General features: G+C 48.4%; 11 protein-coding genes and 1 other annotated feature. Of the genes, 8 read left to right on the top strand and 3 right to left on the bottom strand.

Translation table 11 applies throughout. The annotated features are described in order from the left end of the window. Positions 1–452: 452 nt before the first annotated feature. On the bottom strand, positions 453–1,697 hold the full coding sequence (locus ACE3MZ_RS14150) for a helix-turn-helix transcriptional regulator (RefSeq protein WP_411342804.1): 1,245 nt from the start codon (positions 1,695–1,697) through the stop codon (positions 453–455). 274 nt (positions 1,698–1,971) lie between these two features. On the opposite strand from ACE3MZ_RS14150, the gene ACE3MZ_RS14145 reads away from it, so the two are divergent. The 3 genes from ACE3MZ_RS14145 (at position 1,972) to ACE3MZ_RS14135 (ending at position 5,418) form a co-directional block, all read left to right on the top strand. Then, on the top strand, positions 1,972–2,994 hold the full coding sequence (locus ACE3MZ_RS14145; protein ID WP_411342803.1) for a class I SAM-dependent methyltransferase: 1,023 nt from the start codon (positions 1,972–1,974) through the stop codon (positions 2,992–2,994). Further along, positions 2,991–4,238, top strand: coding sequence for a saccharopine dehydrogenase family protein (locus tag ACE3MZ_RS14140; protein ID WP_411342802.1), 1,248 nt, complete (start codon positions 2,991–2,993; stop codon positions 4,236–4,238). Before ACE3MZ_RS14145 ends, ACE3MZ_RS14140 begins: the two co-directional genes overlap by 4 nt. Positions 4,239–4,353: 115 nt before the next feature. Beyond that, positions 4,354–5,418 (top strand): M42 family metallopeptidase, encoded by a 1,065-nt coding sequence (locus ACE3MZ_RS14135; protein ID WP_411346795.1) that lies wholly within the window; start codon positions 4,354–4,356, stop codon positions 5,416–5,418. A gap of 348 nt (positions 5,419–5,766) precedes the next feature. Here ACE3MZ_RS14135 and ACE3MZ_RS14130 read toward each other — a convergent pair whose 3' ends face one another. After that, positions 5,767–6,951, bottom strand: a complete 1,185-nt coding sequence (locus tag ACE3MZ_RS14130; RefSeq protein ID WP_411342801.1) for an aminotransferase class I/II-fold pyridoxal phosphate-dependent enzyme — start codon at positions 6,949–6,951, stop codon at positions 5,767–5,769. Positions 6,952–7,046: 95 nt separating this feature from the next. Next, positions 7,047–7,283 (bottom strand) — a binding site (T-box leader). 315 nt (positions 7,284–7,598) lie between these two features. Next, positions 7,599–8,117, bottom strand: coding sequence for an HPP family protein (locus ACE3MZ_RS14125; protein ID WP_411342800.1), 519 nt, complete (start codon positions 8,115–8,117; stop codon positions 7,599–7,601). 119 nt (positions 8,118–8,236) lie between these two features. On the opposite strand from ACE3MZ_RS14125, the gene ACE3MZ_RS14120 reads away from it, so the two are divergent. From ACE3MZ_RS14120 to ACE3MZ_RS14100, 5 genes are all read left to right on the top strand, one after another. After that, entirely contained in the window at positions 8,237–9,118 is an 882-nt protein-coding gene (locus ACE3MZ_RS14120) for a LysR family transcriptional regulator (protein WP_411342799.1), read from the top strand. A 358-nt stretch (positions 9,119–9,476) separates the two neighbouring features. Continuing rightward, positions 9,477–12,878: a chitobiase/beta-hexosaminidase C-terminal domain-containing protein gene (locus ACE3MZ_RS14115; protein WP_411342798.1), complete on the top strand. Its 3,402-nt coding sequence runs from the start codon at positions 9,477–9,479 to the stop codon at positions 12,876–12,878. A 291-nt stretch (positions 12,879–13,169) separates the two neighbouring features. Further along, a complete protein-coding gene (locus ACE3MZ_RS14110) occupies positions 13,170–16,007 on the top strand; it encodes a glycoside hydrolase family 2 protein (protein ID WP_411342797.1) in 2,838 nt (945 codons plus the stop codon). 83 nt (positions 16,008–16,090) lie between these two features. Next, entirely contained in the window at positions 16,091–19,753 is a 3,663-nt protein-coding gene (locus tag ACE3MZ_RS14105; RefSeq protein WP_411342796.1) for a hypothetical protein, read from the top strand. A 365-nt stretch (positions 19,754–20,118) separates the two neighbouring features. After that, on the top strand, positions 20,119–21,546 hold the full coding sequence (locus ACE3MZ_RS14100; protein WP_411342795.1) for a DUF4038 domain-containing protein: 1,428 nt from the start codon (positions 20,119–20,121) through the stop codon (positions 21,544–21,546). The last annotated feature ends 30 nt before the right edge of the window (positions 21,547–21,576 follow it).

Below are 21,576 nucleotides of genomic sequence, written 5' to 3'. Positions count from 1 at the left end.
AGGGCAATGAAGTATTCTTTTTCAGTGAGTCTAGTATAACGAAACGGTTTGTCCTTCATGTGTCCATAGCGAAATATGGTATAGGGTGGTACTGCGATTGAAGGGAATAATGAATATGAACAGAGGCATTCTGATGAAAAGCTGTAATTAGGGTAAGCAAATGTTTGTAAAATAGAACGATATGTAAGGGATTGTAGAGGATTGAGAAGTCGTTGCCTATATAACACACTCCCGCATACTGCGATTTGAATTCGCATCGTATCGGGAGTGTGTTTAAGTATGAGTGTGAATACAAATATAAATGTGAATATAAGTGTAAGTGTGAGCTAAAAAAATGAGCAGTATCCAAAAAGAACCTATAAAAGCAACCGTAAAGTGAACGAAGCAAGCACGTTGAGTCACCTAGAGGAAATTCACTTTTTAAATAGTATCTCTAGCTAATGTACCTCTAGTTATATAGAAGAACTGCGTAGCAATGCCAATAGTTCGCGACGGCTGGACGTGTTGGTTTTGGCGAAGATGGATTTTAAATGATCCTGCACTGTAAACGACGAAATGTACAATTGATCGGCAATCTGGCGAGTAGAGCGCCCCTTGATGACATGAGCAATCAGCTCTTGCTCACGCGCTGTCAGGCTGAACATATCACAGCGTAGCTGGAAGAGTTGCTCTGGCGACGCTTGTGTCATTTCTATGAATAACTGCTGATCATTGTTCATCGTATACAGCAATTGTACACTGATTGCGATATAGCGCCCATTCGCCGGAATGCAGCTTTGTACCCTTTCCTGAAAAGGTTCAGCTTCCGCCGATTGATGAAGCAGCTGCAATGCCGCCGTATGAAGCGGACGGGGCAGATGCGAAGTCTCTTCATTTTCATGCTGACGTAATTGTTCCAGCCATGACGAAGCTACGCGATTGGAGGACAGGATGGTCAGATCAGAAGATAGCAGCAGAATGCCTTGATCCGCAACGATTGGAGAAGAATTTGCAACTGTTGTGGTAGAAGTCTCGCTACTATGGAGCTGCTCAGAATTGGAGATATTGCTATAGGAAATATCGGTATGAGCAAGCGTAGTATGCGATATGTCGTGCTGCTGATCGTTGTGCTCCGCAGACTGCAACGTATGCAGATGAAACCAGCGCAGCCGCTCTGCGATCAATGGAGCGAGATGGATGATCCATTGCTTTTCGCTTGGGCTGAAAAGCGGATGTTGCTGTTGACGATACAGTGTGAGAAAGCCCCAACATTTGCCTTTGTACATCAATGCCGCACGCAATTCATCGGCAAAACCAGCAGGCTGCAACAACTCACAATAACGCGGATGAACAAGCAAAATCGAAGAATCATGCTGGCTCAATACCGATACAGCTGGCTGAGCATGAACGAGCTGTACGTATGCATCGTGTGCATATGCGTGCTGATATTCATAATGCAGTAGCCCGGTATGAATGCTTTCTAACTGCTGTTCGACGACCGCGCCAGCAGATAAGAGACTGTCGGGATCGACCATTGTGCAGCAAGCACCGCCAAAAGGCATGTAGATGTTCAGCCAGTCCAGCAACTGCTGCCGATACACGATGGAGGATGTCATTTCCTTATCCAATGCAGCGGGCAAATGATGCGGTACATCTGGCAGTGTATGTGTTGGTGTATCGACAGTAGGTCGAGAGTGTGGAGAAGGGGGGAATTGCATACAAAGCCTCGTTTCTCCGGCGGATGATCCGGTAGCTTGATTAAAATAGTGAACCAGATAGGTTGATCATATAGTCGATATACATAAATCCCAGCTTTGTGGGATGGGCGAATGGCAGTGCTCGTTTCATAATGAATAGCAAGAGCTATTGTCCGCATAGATTGGCACAAGCAGTGTACTGAGAATCGTTTGTAATGAAGAAAAGTATAGCAAAGCGCTCATTGTTCCACAATCGATAGCATATCCGAATGGCTTAACGAAAGGAGCGTTACCAATGCAACAACAATATAATCAACCATCCATGAGCTGGCAAAGCGAAGTGGCAGGAAAGTATCATCAAACAATCGCCAACAAAATTCCAGCATACCCAGTGCTATATGAATTAAGCGGCAGAATACTAGAAGCAGGCATGAACAAACGAGAGCAATCCACACGGATTCCATCTACTCATCAGGGGAGTCTCAATAGTCCCAACCCTAACATTGACCAGAAACAATCAAGACACATTGCTGTTATCGGTGCAGGCGGCGGACAGGAATTGGTAACATGGGCAGCCCGATACGAGCATTGGCAATGTACTGGGGTGGACACCTCTACACGTATGCTGGCAACGGCGCAGCAGCGTGTGCATGAGACAGGAGTCGCTCACCGTTGCCATTTATATCAAGGAAGTGTGGAACATCTGCCGTCTGCCGCTGCTTCAGCAACTGATGTCATGTCGCAAAAGAAACAACATACTGGCAGTTCCACCGAAACCTCTTGCTATTCTGAGGCTTCGTTGGATTCTGAAGATTCATTGGATTCTGAAAGTTTTTTATATTCCGAAACTCCGTTACATTCGGAAATCTCTCGTTACTCTGAAGATTCCTCTCAACGCTCCAATGCTGATTGGAACACGTTCGCTGATCCATCTTTGTACGATGCGGCTTCCTGTATTCTCGTCCTGCATTTTCTGCCTGATTCATCGCAGCAGCAGGATATGCTGAACAAGCTAGTTGCGAGCGTCAAACCGGGCGCTCCGATTGTGGTCGCTTGTTTATCCGGTATGCCGGAGGAAGGGGAAACGAACTGGGTGATGCAAGCATGGCATGAACATATGCGGGATCATCACATTTCTGACGAAGATTGGTATACATTTGTGGATTCGATTGGTGTAACGTCCTACCCGCCAGAAGTCCAGCAGATGGAGCAGATGCTCAGCTCTGCCGGGCTGGTGGACGTAAGAAGTTATTTTCAAACGTTATTTACACAGGCTTGGTGTGGTCGCCGTGCATGGGAAGGGGAACAGACAATATGATGGTGCGTAATCAGATTATTGTTGTAGGCGGATATGGCACGGTCGGGCAACAGATTTCGCGGCGGTTGGTGCAATATATTGCCGAGGACACTTCCGGTCTGCTGCCATCATATGACGTGATTGTCGCAGGGCGTAATACGGCGGCAGCAGAGGCATTCAGTCAAAGTACCAATGGACAGATTCAACCGCTGCAATGGGATATTCAATCATCGCCAGACACATGGCCCGATCTGTCTGCTGCTCGTTTACTGATTATGTGTCTCGATCTGACCGATACTACGCTAGTGAAATACTGCCTGAATCATGGGATTCATTATATGGATATTACGGCTAACGGAGAGTATTTACAGCAGATTCAACAATTGAAGATCGCTACGCAAATACCGCTCTCTCAAGCAATGGGCGATCATACAAGTTTGTATGCCACAACTCCTAGCACACATACTGCAAATAGCATAACCGCAACCGCGACCGCGACCAATATTCCTACATCGTCTGCTTCACCTATGTCTACTGCACTGATTAGTATCGGTCTGGCACCAGGGCTAACCAATCTGTTGGCAGCGGCAGTGCATCAGGAGATGGATCACACAGATCAGTTGGATATTTCTATCATGCTTGGTCTGGGTGAACGGCATGGTGAAGCGGCGATTCGCTGGACGGTGGAACAGTTAGGCTCGTCTTTTACTATAATGTCGGACGGACAACCGATGACCGTTTCCAGTTTGACCGATGGGCGCGTCGTCGCTATGCCGTATGAGCAGTCCAGCGGTCGTCAGTATGTGTATCGGTTTCCCTTTTCCGATCAGCAGACATTGGCACAAACATTACATGTTCCTACTGTGTCCACGCGGCTAGGCTTTGACTCTGTTCTACTGACTCGACTGCTTGCCGGAGTGCAGAAGCTGGGCGTATTTCGATTGCTGCGTTTTGCTCCGGTGCAACAAGCGATGATTTCACTATTTGGCAGTATCCATGCTGGCAGTGACCGGTATGCGATTCGTATCGATGCCAAAGGGAGCAAAGATGGTAAGCCAGTACAACGGTATTGTGTGCTTCATGGACATAATCAGTCCCATGCTACAGCTGAGGTTACTGCGCTGGCGGCGATGATGCTGTTAGAGTTGCAGGATCATCTACCGGGTGGAGTGCAGCATATTGAGCAGGTGCTGGAATGGAAAACCTTTGCGGCGAGATTGCAGCGACATTTGCCATTTGAGATGATGGGACTGGATCATTACTGAAAATGTTGACCCTGTACAATTGCCAATGCTGTTCATCTGGCATACAATCGTTCTAATGGCTAATTAACCTATGGTCAGTATTTTCAGGCAAAGGGGAGACACGGCATTGGATAAAATGACAGCAATGATGAAGCGATTGACCGAAGCGGATGGCGTATCCGGGTTTGAGCGCAGTGTACGCGACGAGATGATACATTATCTGGAGCCACTGTCCGACGAGATTCTAAAAGATCGTCTCGGTAGCGTAATCGCCAAAAAGAATGGTGATGCCAGCGGCCCGAAAGTATTGATCGCCGGTCACCTTGATGAGATCGGATTTCTGGTGACAAGTATTACCCCTAAAGGATTTTTGCGGTTTCAACAGCTGGGTGGTTGGTGGCCACATACAGTGATGGCGCAGCGTGTCAAAGTAAAAACACGCAAAGGTGACTACATCGGTATCGTGGGCTCCAAGCCTCCGCACGGTATGGAACCAGCAGAGCGTGACAAGGTCGTACCGTTAAAACAGATGTATATCGACATCGGTGCTCGTGATGCAGAGGACGCAAAGCAAATGGGCGTTCGTCCGGGCGATTGGGTCGTACCTGTATCCGAATTCACCACGATGCGCGATGGTGAGCTGTGGGTCGGCAAAGCATTGGATAACCGCGCGGGTTGTGCACTGGCAGTGGAAGTGCTGAAGCGATTGCAAGAGCAGCAGCATCCGAATGTGCTGTACGCAGGTGCAACCGTGCAGGAAGAAGTCGGTCTGCGTGGGGCGACAACAGTTGCCAATCTGGTAGAGCCAGACATTGCTTTTGCACTGGACGTAGGTATTGCTAATGATATGCCGGGACTCGAAAGCGAGCACGTCATTTCCAAAGTAGGCGAAGGGCCGCTACTCCTGCTACTCGATGCAACGATGATTCCGCATAATGGCTTGCGTGATCTGGTGATGGATACCGCTGAGGAGATTGGGATGGCGGTACAGGTTGCAACCGTACCGGGCGGCGGTACCGATGGTGGCAAATTCCACGTCAGCGGCAAAGGTTGTCCGACGTTGTCGATGGGCTTTGCAACGCGGTATATTCATACACATAATGCGATTATGGCGAAAAAAGATTTTGACGATGCAGCGACTTTGCTAACTCGTGTGATCCAAAAGCTGGATCGTGCTAAGGTGGATGAGTTATTTGGTTAATCTTATATGTTAATACCATATATTGAATTGGAAATGAACCCAATGTTCATTTAGTCAGTATACGATAGTCAATATACGAAAAACAGCCTACAGATCGTTCATTGTAGGCTGTTTTCTCGTTATCACAATTCGCACAAGCTTCATAATGTGATATGAGTTGTATTGTTTCGTACTGTACCTATAGAAGTAGGTTTGAGCCGGGTACAGAGCAGCTTAACTATAATGAAGCTGCTCTATATTCAAGTTGCTAACAATCGCAAAGTCATTACGAAGCACCATGCTACAGTCATTACTAAGTATGATAGTACCGTTATTACTAAGCATGGTAATACAGTCATCAAACACGACTTACAGTTGACCCACAAATTGCCCGATCTTCTCCAATGCCTGCTCCAGCTTCTCGGTCGATGTTGCATACGAGCAGCGAACAAACCCTTCACCACTGACGCCAAATGCGGTTCCCGGCACAACCAGCACATTCATTTCCTTGAGCAATCGTTCTGCGAATTGCTCTGATGTTAATCCGGTATGAGCGATAGAAGGGAATGCGTAAAAGGCACCACGCGGCTCATGGCATTGCAATCCTGCTTGCCGCAATCCCTGTACAAACATCTGACGACGCTGATTGTACGAATCCATCATCATATCTTTTGCTTCCAGTCCAGCGGGTTTTAGTGCTTCAATAGCAGCAATCTGTCCCAGAATCGGAGCGCACATAATCGTATACTGATGAATTTTCAGCATCGGTTTCACCACTTCGGATGGACCGCATACATAACCGATACGCCACCCAGTCATCGCGAATGCTTTGGAGAATCCGCTAATTAGCAGCGTTCGTTCTTTCATACCCGGCATAGCGGCAAAGCTGACATGCTGACTGCCATAGGTCAATTCTGCATAGATTTCATCTGACAGCACGAACAGATTGTATTTTTCCACCAGACGTGCAATCGGCAGCCAATCGTCATAGCTCATCACAGCACCGGTTGGATTGCTTGGATAGCTAAGAATCAGCAGTTTGGAACGAGGAGTAATGCAAGCTTCCAATTCTTCGGCGGTCAGCTTGAAGTCGTTGCTTGCGCTCGTCTGCACTTCCACGGTGGTTCCGCTGCACAATCCGGTAATCGGAGAATAAGAGACATAGCACGGCGATGGCACTAGAATCTCGTCGCCAGTCTGAATCAGTACACGCAGTGCCAGATCCAGCGCCTCACTGCTACCGATTGTCACCATGATCTCATCTGCGGGATCATAGCTGACCTTGTGCGTATCCTGCAAATATCCAGCAATCCGTTGACGCAGTTCCAGCAGCCCGGCATTCGGTGTATATTCCGTCCGACCCTGTTCCAGTGCAGCCATACAAGCTTCGCGAATGACACGCGGCGTTTTGAAGTCAGGCTCACCGATTCCGAGTGAAATAATATCGTCACGTCCAGAAATGTAATCAAAAAACTTGCGAATTCCGGACTGCGGCATCTCCTGTACTAGCGGCGTAATCAAGCTGCTGCCGGGGCTTGTTGTTATTGTGCTCATCCTAAGTTCCTCCTCGATTGTGTGTACCTGTCTATTGGCAAATTCATTGGTATATCGATGATCTGAAAACAGAAAACAAAAAAAGCCCGCCCCTGAAAAGGGACGAGCTTTGCCCGTGTTACCACCCTGGTTCCGCTTCATGACAAAGCGGCACTCTGCAACGTATCCATTAATACGTGTTCCCGTTAACGCTGGAAATGCGGCAGCACCTACTGTAAGTTCAGCCTGCTTCTCGGGGATGGCTTCGGTTATATTCTGAACGTTGGCTTACACCTGACCCAACTCTCTGGTGAACAGAATCATAACGTACTCTTTCCCGTCATAGAATGTATTTATCGTAGCCGTCCAAGCGGCTGTCTTTGCTTGATGATTACACACGTAAAGGATGATTGAATCATCGAGATGCGTGCAGGTTCCAATATTGCTATCATCACGATTCATCCGACCGGTCAAAATCGTAGGCTCATTGTAATACAGGAATTTTACGATTGCAAGAGGAGATTTGAAAAAAAGGTTTGCAGATTCTGTTATCTGCTACATGTTGAATAACTTATAAAAGTTATTTTTTTACTCCTCTTATTTCTCATGGCAGGAGCGACTGGAAGTCAATGAATATGCCTTCAGTAGATGCACAGCAGACTCATCCATTACAGCCAAAATGAAGGGTACTTTTTGTTTTTGAACAGATTGTTGTATAGCAAGGCGATACAGACAATAACGATAGAACCTATCAACACGGGTTGAAATAGGAACGACCACGAGCTTGCAGAAGTGATAACGATAATAGGGTTAGCGCCAGCAGGTGGATGCGTAGTTTTGGTCAATAGCATGGCAGCGATGCCCAGACCGACGCCAAGTGCCAATGCCCACATGCCGTGACCGAATAGATGAGCGATAATCAGCCCGCATAATGTCGTAATAAAGTGTCCGCCGATAATATTTCTCGGTTGTGATAATGGTGCTTCTGGCAGCGCAAATGCCAGCACACAGCTGGCTCCAAATGGTGCGATTAGCAACGTAATATCCATACTGCGAGACAAACTTTCTAATACCAAAACGGCAATCGTACCACCGACAAAAGCCCACCATGCTTGCTCAAGATAGATCGGTAATGGAGAGCGTGTAGTAGTGTAGAATTTGCGGAGATACTGTTTAAGAATAGTCATATTGTGTGCACCGTCTTTCAAAAATGAGATTGTATGGATCATTGTACACGCTACAACGCTATCTGTATAATTGATAATACTAATACCAATATCGAATATACAGATGGGTGGTGCATATCGTGCTTCATCAGCTGGAAGGGAAATACATCCATACATTTCTAAAAGTATATGAGTACCGCAATATTAGCAAAGCGTCATCCGTACTTAGTTTTTCCCAATCATCGATTACGAATCATATTCAGATTCTTGAGCATATGATCGGTGCGAAGCTGTTTGATCGTAAAACTCACGGAGTTACGCCGACCGATAAAGGTGAGATTTTCGCCAAATATGCACATCAGTTCAGCAAGCTGGCGCAGGAGATGAACGACGAGATTCACAATGTGCGGAATACGATTAAGGTCAAGGCACTGGAATCGTTTTGTGTAACCCAGTTGTATAGTCCACTTGTCCAGTTTCTTGATCAGTATCCTAATCTGGACATCGAGCTGACGACTGGATTTCAGCAACAGATCGTAGATGATGTGATCAATCTGAAGGTAGAGTACGGCATCGTTCCATTTGATCCGCAAATGGCGCAATTGGAATACACCCCTATATTGCAGGAGGAATTTATGTTTGTATGTGCTGCAAATATGGATCCTGAACATATCATGCAGCAAGAGCTGCGTGTCATTGGCTTTGGCAATAACTGCATGTATCAGAGTCTCACAGATCAAATATTAAAAGATTGCGGCAAGCGAGATTATCGGAATATCACCTATGCCAGTCTGGAAATGATCAAGCAAACAGTCATGGGCGGGGCAGGCATTGCGTTGATGCCGAAGCGTTCAGTGGAAAGTGAATTGCAGTCAGCACAATTGCAGAGACTTGATTTGGGCGAGCCGGTGTGGATTCAGCATGGCATGGTAGAGCATCGCTCGGCGCGACGCAATACCCATGCGGCGGTGTTCAAGCAGTTTATGATGCAATTCTTTGTGGATTCGCAATACACAATGTGATTGGTGATACACAGCATGACCGCGATAACATGAAATAACCGCGATAGCATGAAACATATGTAGTGAGCGGCAATGCTTAAAAGGATGCAAATGAGGGGTACAGCGAGAGTACAACACGACTGCTGTGCTCCTTTTTACGTGGAGCAGATTGTTCAAGCGAATCGTAATTTTGTTCAACGCGAGTGTCTATACCGACTGAGTTATCACAAATAACATCTGTATATAATTCAATTTATTCTGTGTATTTTTCAATTTGTAAGCGCTATCTTTGACCTATGATGAAGAAGCAATGGAAGATAGCCAATGGTTCGCGTAATACGCATACTTCATATTTTGCATACGAAAAGGAGAGGAACGAATGAACAACAAATCCAGATCAGCATTCAGCGTGTTTGGGGTTGCGGTGCTGCTACTGTCTCTACTATTGCTAGTGTTGGCAGTGATTGCGCCGGGAGGAACGGTGAAGACGGCGGAAGCGGCTGCGGTAACACGCACGATTACGGTGGATAGCAGCAATGTCGTGCAATCCGATTTTCTCGGTGTCGGTGTGAATATCATTCCAACGAATCTGATGCCGCTTGGCACCAAATATGGCTACAACGATGCGTACTGGGCAATGGATGTGAATCGAATCGAGAAGATCCAGCCGAAGGTGGCGCGTGTCTGGTTCCAGATCGACTGGATGGAGCCAGCCAAAGGTACATATACCTTTGATAGCGACAAGATGAAGGCTTTCTACAAATACATGGATGCACTAAAAAGTGCAGGTACTGAAGTAGAGCTGAATTTTGGCTGGAAGGTGGGTAGCACTGTTCAGGACTGGTTTAATATTCCCGGTCTGAAAGATCCGTATGTCAGCGCACCGAAGGATCTGGATGCGTATGCAGTGTCCGCTTCCAGAGCGCTGAATGAGCTGCTGAACAATCGCGGCTACAACAACATCAAGTACTTAACCTTTTACAATGAACCGAATGGCAGCTGGGACTTTGAAGGACCTGCCGACCAGAAAGCCTACTACGCTCAGATGGTGCAAAAGGTCAGCGACAAACTAACTGCTGACGGTCTGCGCGACGATGTGGAAATCTGGGGACCGGAAGAAACAGGTGCACTGGACTGGATGCAATACATGAAGAATAACGCAGACAGTGCATTTGACGTATACACATTCCACGTCTATGGCACGAGCTATGACGGCTTGAGCAAAGTGATTTCTGACCGCAAAACGGCTGCTGGTTCCAAGCCTGTGGTGATGACCGAATTTGGCTGGGCAGATGACGACGCCAGCAATTGGGATGCAGGCTTTGCCAACTCTGTCATCCGAGCCGCTAATGACGGTTTGCACGGCGCGGTCATGTGGCAAATGAACGGTGCATGGAGCTCCGATCCAGATGGGGATACGAACGGTACGTACACAATGTGGCATTCACTGCCGCTGGATCGTACACCGCGCAAAACGTACTATTCGGCAGGCTTCTTGAACCGCTATATTCCTGAACATAGCGATGTGTTGAAGGTGAGCACTGGCGGAGCAGATGACGTACGGGCAGCCGCTTTTAAAGGGCAGGATGGCAATTATACGCTGCTCGTTGAATCGAAAGCAGGCACTGCCAAAAATCTGACCGTTAACTTCGGCAATACCAACGTCAACAAAACCTTTTACAAGTTGACGTATCGCGACAATGTAACGCGCAATACGAATGCGATCTTGCCGCCAGTGGAAGGCGCATTCGCAGCGACCAATTCCTTTACAGACAATAGCACGGATACGGGATATCAGGTATCTATTTATACGACAGCCAAACCGCAAACTCAGGTAGAAGTGACACCTGTGGAGAAGACAGTGACTGGTGGACAAACGCTGCAACTGAGTGCCAACGTGATCGATTCTACCTATGCGAATACAACGGCTGTAGCGGAGGATGTGTACGATAAAGCCGCTTCAGATTCGGAAGATACCATTTCCACACCAGCGAACGATGAGCAGGCAACATCGGAAACCAACCAAGAATCTGAACATCCAGTGGATTCATCATCTGTAGCAGACCGTACGACAACTGCATCTGACTTAAATACCTCTGTACAAACAGCGACTACGACATCGGCAGAGGAGGCGACTGCAACGGATGATACGTATACGCTGGCTGCCGGTAATGTGACATGGACGGTACTTGGTGGCAATAACGGCTCTATTACCGCGAACGGTCTATACACCGCGCCGGATGTAGCAACGGAGAAGCTGGTTGCGATCAAGGCAGCTAGTGGTAGTGATACTGGCGCATACGGCATTGCATTGATCAAAGTCACGCCGCGTTCTATCAGCACGCGGGTAGATGCACTGACCTTCAGCTTGGAGCCGGGTATCTACAATTCAGCAGAAGCAGTCTTTATCGAAAGTAGCACCGCTGGTGCGCAAATACGCTATACGACAGATGGTAGCACACCAACCGCTTCATCCACGTTATATAGCAATGCAGTCATTTTGCCAAACGGTGGGACAACGATGTTGAAGGCGATTGCGATCAAGTCGGGGCTAGACAATTCTGGCGTTACTTCGGCATTATACAAAACGCTGGATCAATCGGCTGGACCGGACGGTTACCAGTTCTGTATGTATGAAGGCAAGACGTGCTCCTTTACCGGTCAGGCGATGGTAGCATACGGAGCGGATGGTATTTTCAAATACAAAACGTTTACCGATGGAGCGCTCTGTACGGATGACGCCTTTGGCGGCGATCCTGCACCAGGCTTCGACAAACGTTGTTTCTATACGAAAACTATTCCGAGCGAAGTGCCCGTTGTTACTATTTTCAACACTGATTTTGAAAAGCCAGCGATCACCTCGACCAAGGTTGGTCCATTTACAAACGGCTGGACATTCGACTCACGCGCTGGTATTCAGCATAACGGCAGCGTATTCGGCGCTCCCAATGCACCATCCGGCGAGCAAACCGCTTATCTGAAAACAGACGGCGGGGTAAACGGTACAATCAGTCAGCAATTGAACTTCCCAGCAGGCACATACAAGCTCAGCTTCCAAGCGGCAACGCGCAGCGGCTATGGCGTGCAGACTTTTGATGTGTATGTAGATAGCCAGAAAGTTGGCAGCTTCGCACCGTCGTCCAGTTCGTTTACAACATTGACGACAAATGCCTTTACCGTCACGGGAGGTAAGCATACGTTGAAGTTTGCCGCGACATCGACGACTGGCGATCATACTGCATTCCTTGACAATATGATTATCCGTACTGATTCGGGAGCGACCGAGCCAGAGCCGCCGGTAACTACAGGTCTGCAAAATACGGGCTTTGAAGCTCCAGCAATTGCCTCCACCAGCAGTACCAAAACAAAAGTCGGTCCCTTTACAAGCGACTGGGTATTCGATTCTCGTGCTGGTTTGCAAGGCAATGGCAGTGTGTTCGCACCTGCTGCCAATGCACCGGAAGGAACGCAAACGGCTTATTTGAAAACAGATGGCGGTGTCAACGGCAGTATTCAGCAGCAGGCAAATTTGGCTGCTGGTACGTATACACTCAGCTTTAAGGGAGCCAAGCGCACCAATCTGGGCGGTACGCAAAGCTTCGATGTGTACGTCGATAGCAACAAAGTCGGTAGCTTCGCACCGAATACTGGAACGTATGCCACCTATGCGACTAACGCATTTACAGTAACGGCAGGCAATCATACGATCCGCTTTGCTGCGACATCGACAACGGGTGATAATACCGCATTCCTTGACGATGTGAAGCTGAATGCACAGTAATCTCAGCAAGTAGATGATATCGTGCTACATCCGATGGTATAGAACAATGTTCTTGTAAACATGACGTGATTCATCATGTATCAGATAAACGCTAACCCTTGATCATGTGCCGCGTGTTACGGAGTTGCCCTTGCTTGCAACGGTGCAGACTTCATAACTCGCAGCCGGGTGAAGGGTTACGTTTCTATGTAGTGTTGGCTGCTTGCGGTCAAGCGATTGTTGCAACATTCTCATGTAAAGCTTGGCTTCGATACACATGTACGTAACCGAATGCAAAGGAAGGTGAACAGATTGAATACACGACATGCGCTCAGCAAAGATCAGATCGATCGCCAGAGCTTCAACGCCCAACATACGCCGTGGGATCAGCCTATTAGTGATATCCACATAGAGCAGCTGACGCGGCAACAGGCGCAGACAAACTGGCAACAGCAGACGGGAACGATCATTTCCGCCCCGCATGTACTACTGAATGGACAATGGCAAATGGCAGAGGAAGGCGAGCAGCAGCAGCGTTTGCAGCAACCGTGGGACGATGCGTATGTAGTGAATATACCGGGCAGTATTCATCAGGCGTTGGTGGATAATGGTGTACTGGACGATCCGAGCTTTGGCGAACATGCCGATGCTGCCAAGGTGTACAGTCATCGCACATGGTGGCATAAAGTGGAGTTTGAACTGGAACATATGGAGCAGTGGCGGCAGGCACGGTTGATCTTTGAAGGCGTATCGCCTGCCTGCGATGTATGGCTGAATGGTCAGGCGCTGGGATATCATAATGGCGCATTCGGCGGACCGGAGCACGAAGTGGGACGACTGTTGGAAGAACACAATACGCTGATCGTGCGTGTGCATCCGGCACCGCTTGGCAATGAGTGGAACATCTGGCATTCGACCGTGGTATTCAATTGCAACTATGGCTGGCACTATGTCAATCTGCCAGCGGTAGGGATCTGGCAATCGGTCACATTGGAAGCGACGAATAGAGTAGAAATTCGCCATCCGTTTGTTGCGGCGCTCAGTTTGGAGCAGGCATTGGCAGGGCAGGTGGATGTGTCGTTTACCTTATCAGGGCAGGTGCAGGCTGGGGATGTGGTGCATGGTGTGATTGAACCGGAACAGGGCGACGGGCAGGCGGTATCTTTTACATGGGAGCCGCAGGCAGGGCAGTGGTCGTCTGGTGATGAGTCTGTGCATATTCAGCTGGATATACCGCAACCACAGCTATGGTGGGCGCTGGATATGGGAGAACAACCTCTGTATCGCTTGCGTCTTGCTTATGTATATGGCGAGAGCGAGAGACTTCATCATAACGGGCATGTGGTGGAAACGACATTCGGTATCCGGCATATTGACATGCTGCCTTCGCCGCAAGGAACGAATGAGGAGCTGTATAACTGGACATTTGCGGTGAATGGCGTACCGGTATTCGCCAAAGGAACTGGATGGTGCACGCTGGATGCGTTAATGAATTTCCAACGGGAGCAGTATGAACATTTCCTTCAACTAGCGGCGGATCAGCATGTGAATATGATGAGAGCATGGGGCGGCGGTATGCCGGAAACGGATGATTTCTACGATCTGTGTGATCGACTTGGCATTATGATTCTTCAGGAGTGGCCGACGTGCTGGGGAAGTCATGCCAATCAGCCCTACGATGCGTTGGAAGAGACGGTGCGACGCAATACGCTACGACTGCGCAATCATCCATCGCTGGTTATGTGGGGCGGTGGCAATGAAACGAGTAGCGAACTGGAGCATGAATCGATGAATATGATGGGGCGCTATAGTATTGAGCTGGATGATACGCGTCCATTTCACCGTACTGATCCGCTAGGTGGAAGTACACATGATCATATCGTCTGGAATGGTTGGACACCGGCGTATAGCTTTGACTATTATGCTGGATTGGACGATATGTTGCTGAGTGAATTTGGACTGGCATCTGCTCCCGTGCTGGAATCGGTGCAGCGTTATATGCCGGAAACAGAACAAGATCAATGGCCGCCAGAGCTGGGGCGGAGCTTTTATCATCATTTGCCAGCATTTAATACGCGTGATGAGATGCGCATTCTGTCTGAATTTGCCGGTTCGTTTGTACCGTGTGAATCGCTGGCACAGTTTGTTATCGGTACACAATTGGCGCAGGTCGTCTCACTCCGTCACAAAATGGAGCGCGCTCGCTGTCACTGGCCGCAGCAGACCGGGGTCGTTACATACAAGCTGAATGATGTGTATCCAGGGGTATCATGGGCGACGGTGGACTGGTATGGTGTACCGAAGATGTCGCATTATTTTACAGCCGATTCGTATGCGCCGTTAGCTGTAGTGGTTCTGTTTGAGAAGCTGAATAGCCCGGATGTTCATCAGACGCTACCTGTATACCTGCTGGACGAGCGCCAACAACTAGATTGGCAAAATGGGAACTGGACGGCAGGTGTCCGTGTCTACGACGCCCAATTGCAATTGCTGCAATCCGAAGCGTGGCAAGCCGGGGAAGATCATTCGGAAACGAAACATCAGCCATTGCAGCATGATGAGGATTCGCTGTCTCCATCTCACAATCAACCAGCGCTTCTTGCCGCGCAGCAGGTGCACAAGCTGGGTGAGATTCAGCTAGACGCTGCACCGCTGGACGACGCGCCGCTGCTAGTCGTATCGGAGCTTGTACAGGCAGAGCAGGTACTGTATCGAACGTTTTACTGGCTGAATTTTGATGCACGACCAGGTGTGCTAATGAATCTGCCAACAACGACATTGGAGTTGGATGAGCATGTATTACCCGCTTCCGCTTCGAATTTGGCGAAAGAGTCTTCAGGTACAGATGTGAGCAAACATACAGCAGATGACGTGGTATCGCCTTCACGGTATACACGTCAGGTGAAAATAACAAATACCGGTTCATTTCCGGCTGTTGCTGTTGAACTGTATAGTCTTACTAGTAGTTCTTCACAGAACGACGAAAATTCAAATTTGAATGTCAGCGAAAACACACGCTCTATGAACAGAAAAATACACTCTATTTTGGTAGCGGAAGATCATTTTTTCTGGTTGGACAGTGGTGAGAGTCGGATCATTGGTGTAGATTCACATGAATCGTTGTCTGTGCGAGCGTGGAATGTGAAGTGATCGCAACGCTAATAAAAAGAATCGTATTCATGTGCATGTAAATGGAGTCTTAGCCCAATCATACGCAATCTGGGGGGAACGCTATGAAGTCAGATCATGTATCCACTGAAGTGCAGACACAGCGTACAACACAGCAGCATACTGAACATACGCAACATCACGATCGTTTGTCTGCTAGCGAGTTGTATGAACATTTGCTTGATCCGCCTGCGATCTACCGTGCTATTCCATTCTGGTCATGGAATGATCGCATGGATCCGCAGGAGATTCGGCGGCAGGTGCGGGAGATGAAGAAAGCAGGCCTAGGCGGCTATATTATGCACGCGCGTGCTGGCTTGGAAACGCCATATATGGGCGATGAGTGGATGGAGTGCATTGCTGCCGGAATCGACGAAGGAGAACGTCTCGGCATGCAAGTATGGTGTTATGACGAAAATGGCTGGCCCAGCGGATTTGCCGACGGCTTTGTACCGCAGCTTGGGCTGGACTATCAGCAGAAACTGCTACGTATGGAGTGGCTTGATCAGGACAAGATGAGTGCCGATGCTGAAGACTCGTATCAACATAATCAACACAGTGATACCACGATGAAGGATTCAGATCAACGGTATGATGAGCGTACGATTGCGCTGTATTACCGGGAACAGGATCGTTATGTACGGATACAGCCGGGTGAGGAGCACCGCGCCGAACTACGCATATATTACGAGGTCAATCCGTATTACATCGATACGCTGGATGCACAGGTAGTGCGTGCATTTATCGAATCTACGTATGAACAATATGCCGATCGGTTTGCTGAGCATTTTGGTCAGGCAGTCGCAGGGCTTTTTACAGATGAACCGCAATATGGGCGCAATCAGATTCCGTGGTCGTTTACGCTGGAGCAGCAGTATGCAGATGCGTACAGACAGCACAGTGAGCAGTCTCACACAGAACTTCATAAGCGTTCTGGCACAGAGAGTGACGGCAATGTAGCGAATGATGTACCTCATTTGCTGGATGAGCTACCATTGATCTTTTTGGAGCTAGAAGGGCATGAGGAAGTACGTTACCGGTTCTGGGAGCTGGCGACGAGACTGTTTGCAGAGTCGTTTATGAAGCAGATTGGCGATTGGTGTGGGGAACACCAGATTCGGCTGACCGGGCATGTGGTATGCGAAGATCATTTGACAGCTCAGACGAGTTCGGTTGGCGATGCGATGGCGTCATATGCGTATATGCAGACGCCGGGGATCGATTGGCTGGGACGCTTCATCGACAATCCGCTTACTCCGAAGCAAGCCAGCTCGGTAGCACACCAGCTTGGACAGAAATTTGTATTGTCCGAGACATTTGGATGTAGTGGCTGGAATGTATCATTTGCCGATCTGAAATGGATTGCTGAATGGCAATATGTGCATGGCATCAATCTTATGTGTCAGCATCTGGAAGGGTACAGTATGCGCGGGATTCGTAAACGGGATTATCCACCATCTTTGTATTACCAGCAGCCGTGGTGGAGCGATTATAGTCGGTTTAATGATTATTTTGGTCGATTGTCGTTGTTGTTGTCTGAAAGTACACCGCAGCATGATATTTTGCTACTGCATCCGATTCGGTCGGCATGGCTGGTGTATAACAACCGCACGTATGAAGAAGGCGAGCGGTTGAATCGTGACTTTGTAGCGGTAAGCGAATGGTTATGTGGACTGCATTACGGTCATGATTACGGCTCGGAAAGTATTATTGATGGTCATGGACATGTACAAGCAGGGCAATTTGTCATCGGACAGAGCAGTTATCACACTGTGATTATGCCACCGATGTTGACGATTGCTTCGCATACGCTGGATTTGCTGCTGCAAGTATTGGAGCAGGGAGGGCAGGTGCTGGCGCTCGGCACACTGCCCTCATCAGTGGAAGGAAAACGTGATCATCGTCTGGCAGTATTGGAAAGCCGTATCCCTTGTCTGCCGCTAGAACGCTCAGCATTGGCAAGCTATCTGGAAGCACATGTACCGGCACGACTGGAATTGACGCAGTTAATCCAGCACCCTGCCGCTGCCGGCGAGGAACATCCAAGTTATACGACCGCCGCCATCGGCGCAGACGGCGGACATTCCGCCGAGCTATCCAGCCAACCGGATAACATCCAGCAACAGGAATGGTTTGATAACGAAGTCACTGAGACAACTGATCAAACGGGGCAAGCGGTATTGCTCAGCCGCATCAGTATGCTAGATGAGGAAACGCTAATCTATCTCGTCAATACGGATCGGGTGCATGGATACAGTGCCGAATTTGTTATTCCGCATGCATCGCTATCAGCAGCAGCGGCATACCATGCTGCGTATGTGTCGGTGTCGGATATTGAAGATGACGCATCGCTTGCGCTTCATATTCAGCGAATCGATCTGCAAACTGGCAAGTGTGTGGAGCTAACAGCGATGTCCCCAAATAGTATGATCCATCAGCATGACCAGACGACCATCAAGCTTACATTTGCCCCAGCAGAGTCCTATATGCTGCGCGTAATTGTGCAAGCGCCACATCCACAAGGAGAGGTAGATGGGAGCATCTCCAATATCAATCATTCACTTACTGCTCAACAAGAAGCGTTAGATACATCATCAATTCCTGCGTTGAATACCAATGCATTAACGAACGCAAGCATGGACACCAATACAACCGCGAATACAAATGTAAATACGAGGTTGGAGATGAATCCGGCGCACACTGTTACGATTCCACTTCAGGAGCAATGGCAACTTCAGCAAACCGATCTTAACAGCTTGACGCTGGATATGTGTCGTTTGCGTGTGGACGGTGGACAATGGCAGGAGCGTAAACCGGTTATTTTTATACAGGATGAATTGGTGCAGCTAGGCAGACCGGTGAAGATAGAGCTGGAATTTACGTTTGAGGTGGAAGCGGGAGCTTATCTGGATCGTGAATGGTATCTGATTATGGAGCAGCCGCATCGATATGAGATCGTAGTGAACGGACAGATTTTGCCATCACAGGAATTGGGCTGGTGGCGGGATATTGCTTTTCGAAAGTTGGATTTGCGTGGACGTGTGCAGCCGGGTAGAAATGAGATTCTGATCAGCGGTACATTCCGCAACTCGGAAGAAACGTATGAAGCCGCTGCTCGTGCGCAGCAGTTTGAATCTGAGGGAAATAAGTTATTTTACGATACCGAACTGGAAAGCATCTATCTACTGGGCGACTTTGATGTACAGGCAAAGGGTGGGTATGAAGAAGGCGAACGTGGAGCGATCTATACCGATGGTGATTTCATTTTGCAAGATCCAGTGCGGTCGGTACAAACGGGTAATCTGACAACACAAGGATTGAACTTCTATGCGGGCAATGTGACGCTGACCCAGCAATTGGAAGTGCCACCGCTGGAAAAGGGGCAGACGGCTACCTTTGTCTGGAATCGACCGGATGCGGTGTTGTCGCGATTGTGGTTAAACGGACGTGAGGTGCATACGTGGATGTGGGCGCCGTATGAAGCGGACATTACCGACTGGTTGCAGCCGGGTATCAATGAGGTGTCGCTAGAATTGATGTCGAGCTGTCGCAATCTGCTCGGTCCTCATCATCATGTGCGCGGCGAATTGACGATGGTCGGTCCAGATAGTTTCCGTGATACACCGAGCTGGACGGATGGCAATTTTGCTGGTCAGCATATTTATACTGATCGATATTGCTTCGTTCGCTTTGGCATCAAAGGCACGCCGGAGATTGTTATTCAGTAAGTGAATAAAAGAAGTGAGTAAAAGTCGTAAGTAATGATTCAAAAAGCAAACCATACGGTTCGAACTATACACGAATACACGAATACACGAATACACGAATACACGAATATGCGAAATACGGATATGTGAAATATACCAATAAACACGAATCGTAGAATGAGAGGCAAAGCCAGTAAAGTGAAGGCTTTGCCTCTCGTGTCTAAATCGTTCAAATCCATTGTTAATGGAACAGTTAGAATTATTCACATGTGATAATACTTGCAACAAGCAACAAGCAACAAGCAACAAGCAACAAGCAACAAGCAACACTCAGCACCTAGCACCCAATCTATACCTGTATATTCGCTGAAAGGGGAATACACGACATGCCCAAGTTCAATCAACAAACAGATACTATCGCAAATCCTCCCAATCTTCAGCCACTCTGCATTAGCGGTGACGGGCATTTCCTAAATACCGCCGACGGCCAGCCCTTTTTCTGGTTGGCAGATACCGCATGGGAACTGCTGCATCGGCTGAATATAGAGGAAACGGAACTGTATTTGCGAACTCGTGCAGAGCAGGGATTCAATGTTATTCAAACGGTACTGCTGGCAGAGCGCGATGGATTGCGTACACCGAACGCGTATGGCAGATTGCCACTGCATATGGATTCAAATGATGAGCATCATCTGTTTCAACCAGATACCGATGGAGATTACAGCTATTGGGATCATGTGGATACCGTATTAAATATGGCTGCCGCTCATGGATTGTATGTCGCTCTACTGCCAACATGGGGAGACAAGTTCCATCTAGCAGGCGGAGCGGGACCAGAGATTTTCAACCCCGAGCTGGCTTACCAATATGGACAATGGCTGCATCAGCGGTATGGTGGGCATGTCCACATAATCTGGGTGCTAGGCGGCGACCGAGCGCTGCAAACGCGAAAGCATTTTGACAGTATTCATCAGATGGCAGAAGGGCTACGTGGCAGTCAGTATAACGCCGAAGATGATACTACCCCATCAGACAGTGAGCAAAAGGGTACATCCAGCACGCGCCAACTGATTACGTTTCATCCGAAGGGCGGAGTGTCATCTTCGCTGTATGTGCAGGACGAACCGTGGCTTGATTTTCATATGATTCAGTCTAGTCATGGCGCAGGTGTGCGAGATAACTATCGTCTTGTACAGCATGATTACCATTTACAGCCGGTGCGTCCAACACTGGATGCCGAGCCGTGTTATGAAGATATACCGATTGATTTTCGAGCGGAGCATGGCTATTTTGACGAGGCGGATGTAAGGCAAGCGGCGTATTATGCGGTATTTAGCGGAGCATGTGGTCATACGTATGGTCATCATTCGGTTTGGTCTATGTACAATGGAGTAGATGATCCCGCATGGAGCGGTGAGCAGGAGGGTTATTTTATTATGCCGTGGCAACAGGCGTTGCAGCGTCCGGGTGCATGGCAGATGCAGCATATGCGCCATCTGTTGGAGCGTGTCGACCTGCACACCGCCAAGCCTGCACAGCATATATTGCATCATACACCAACTGGAAGTAATTACCCGGTCGCTATACAAGGGAAAAACTACATATTCGTCTATTGTCCGCATGGACTGTATGTTAAAGTTAAAACAAACAGCCTGCCTTCGCACAACTGGCAAGCACACTGGTATTGCCCACGCACAGGTAGCATTCACGATCTGCCAGAACCAGAACGGCGGAGAGAATTATATGTAGAATGGAAAGCGCCTTCAAGCGGACGTGGTAACGATTGGGTGCTGTGTATGACTTGGACGATCTAATGGGATGATCTGAATACAAGGGAGTGAGCG

Origin of the sequence: Paenibacillus sp. WLX1005, from assembly GCF_046603685.1 — a bacterium.
GTDB lineage: Bacteria > Bacillota > Bacilli > Paenibacillales > Paenibacillaceae > Saccharibacillus.
This window is presented reverse-complemented; position numbering and strand designations above follow the sequence as displayed.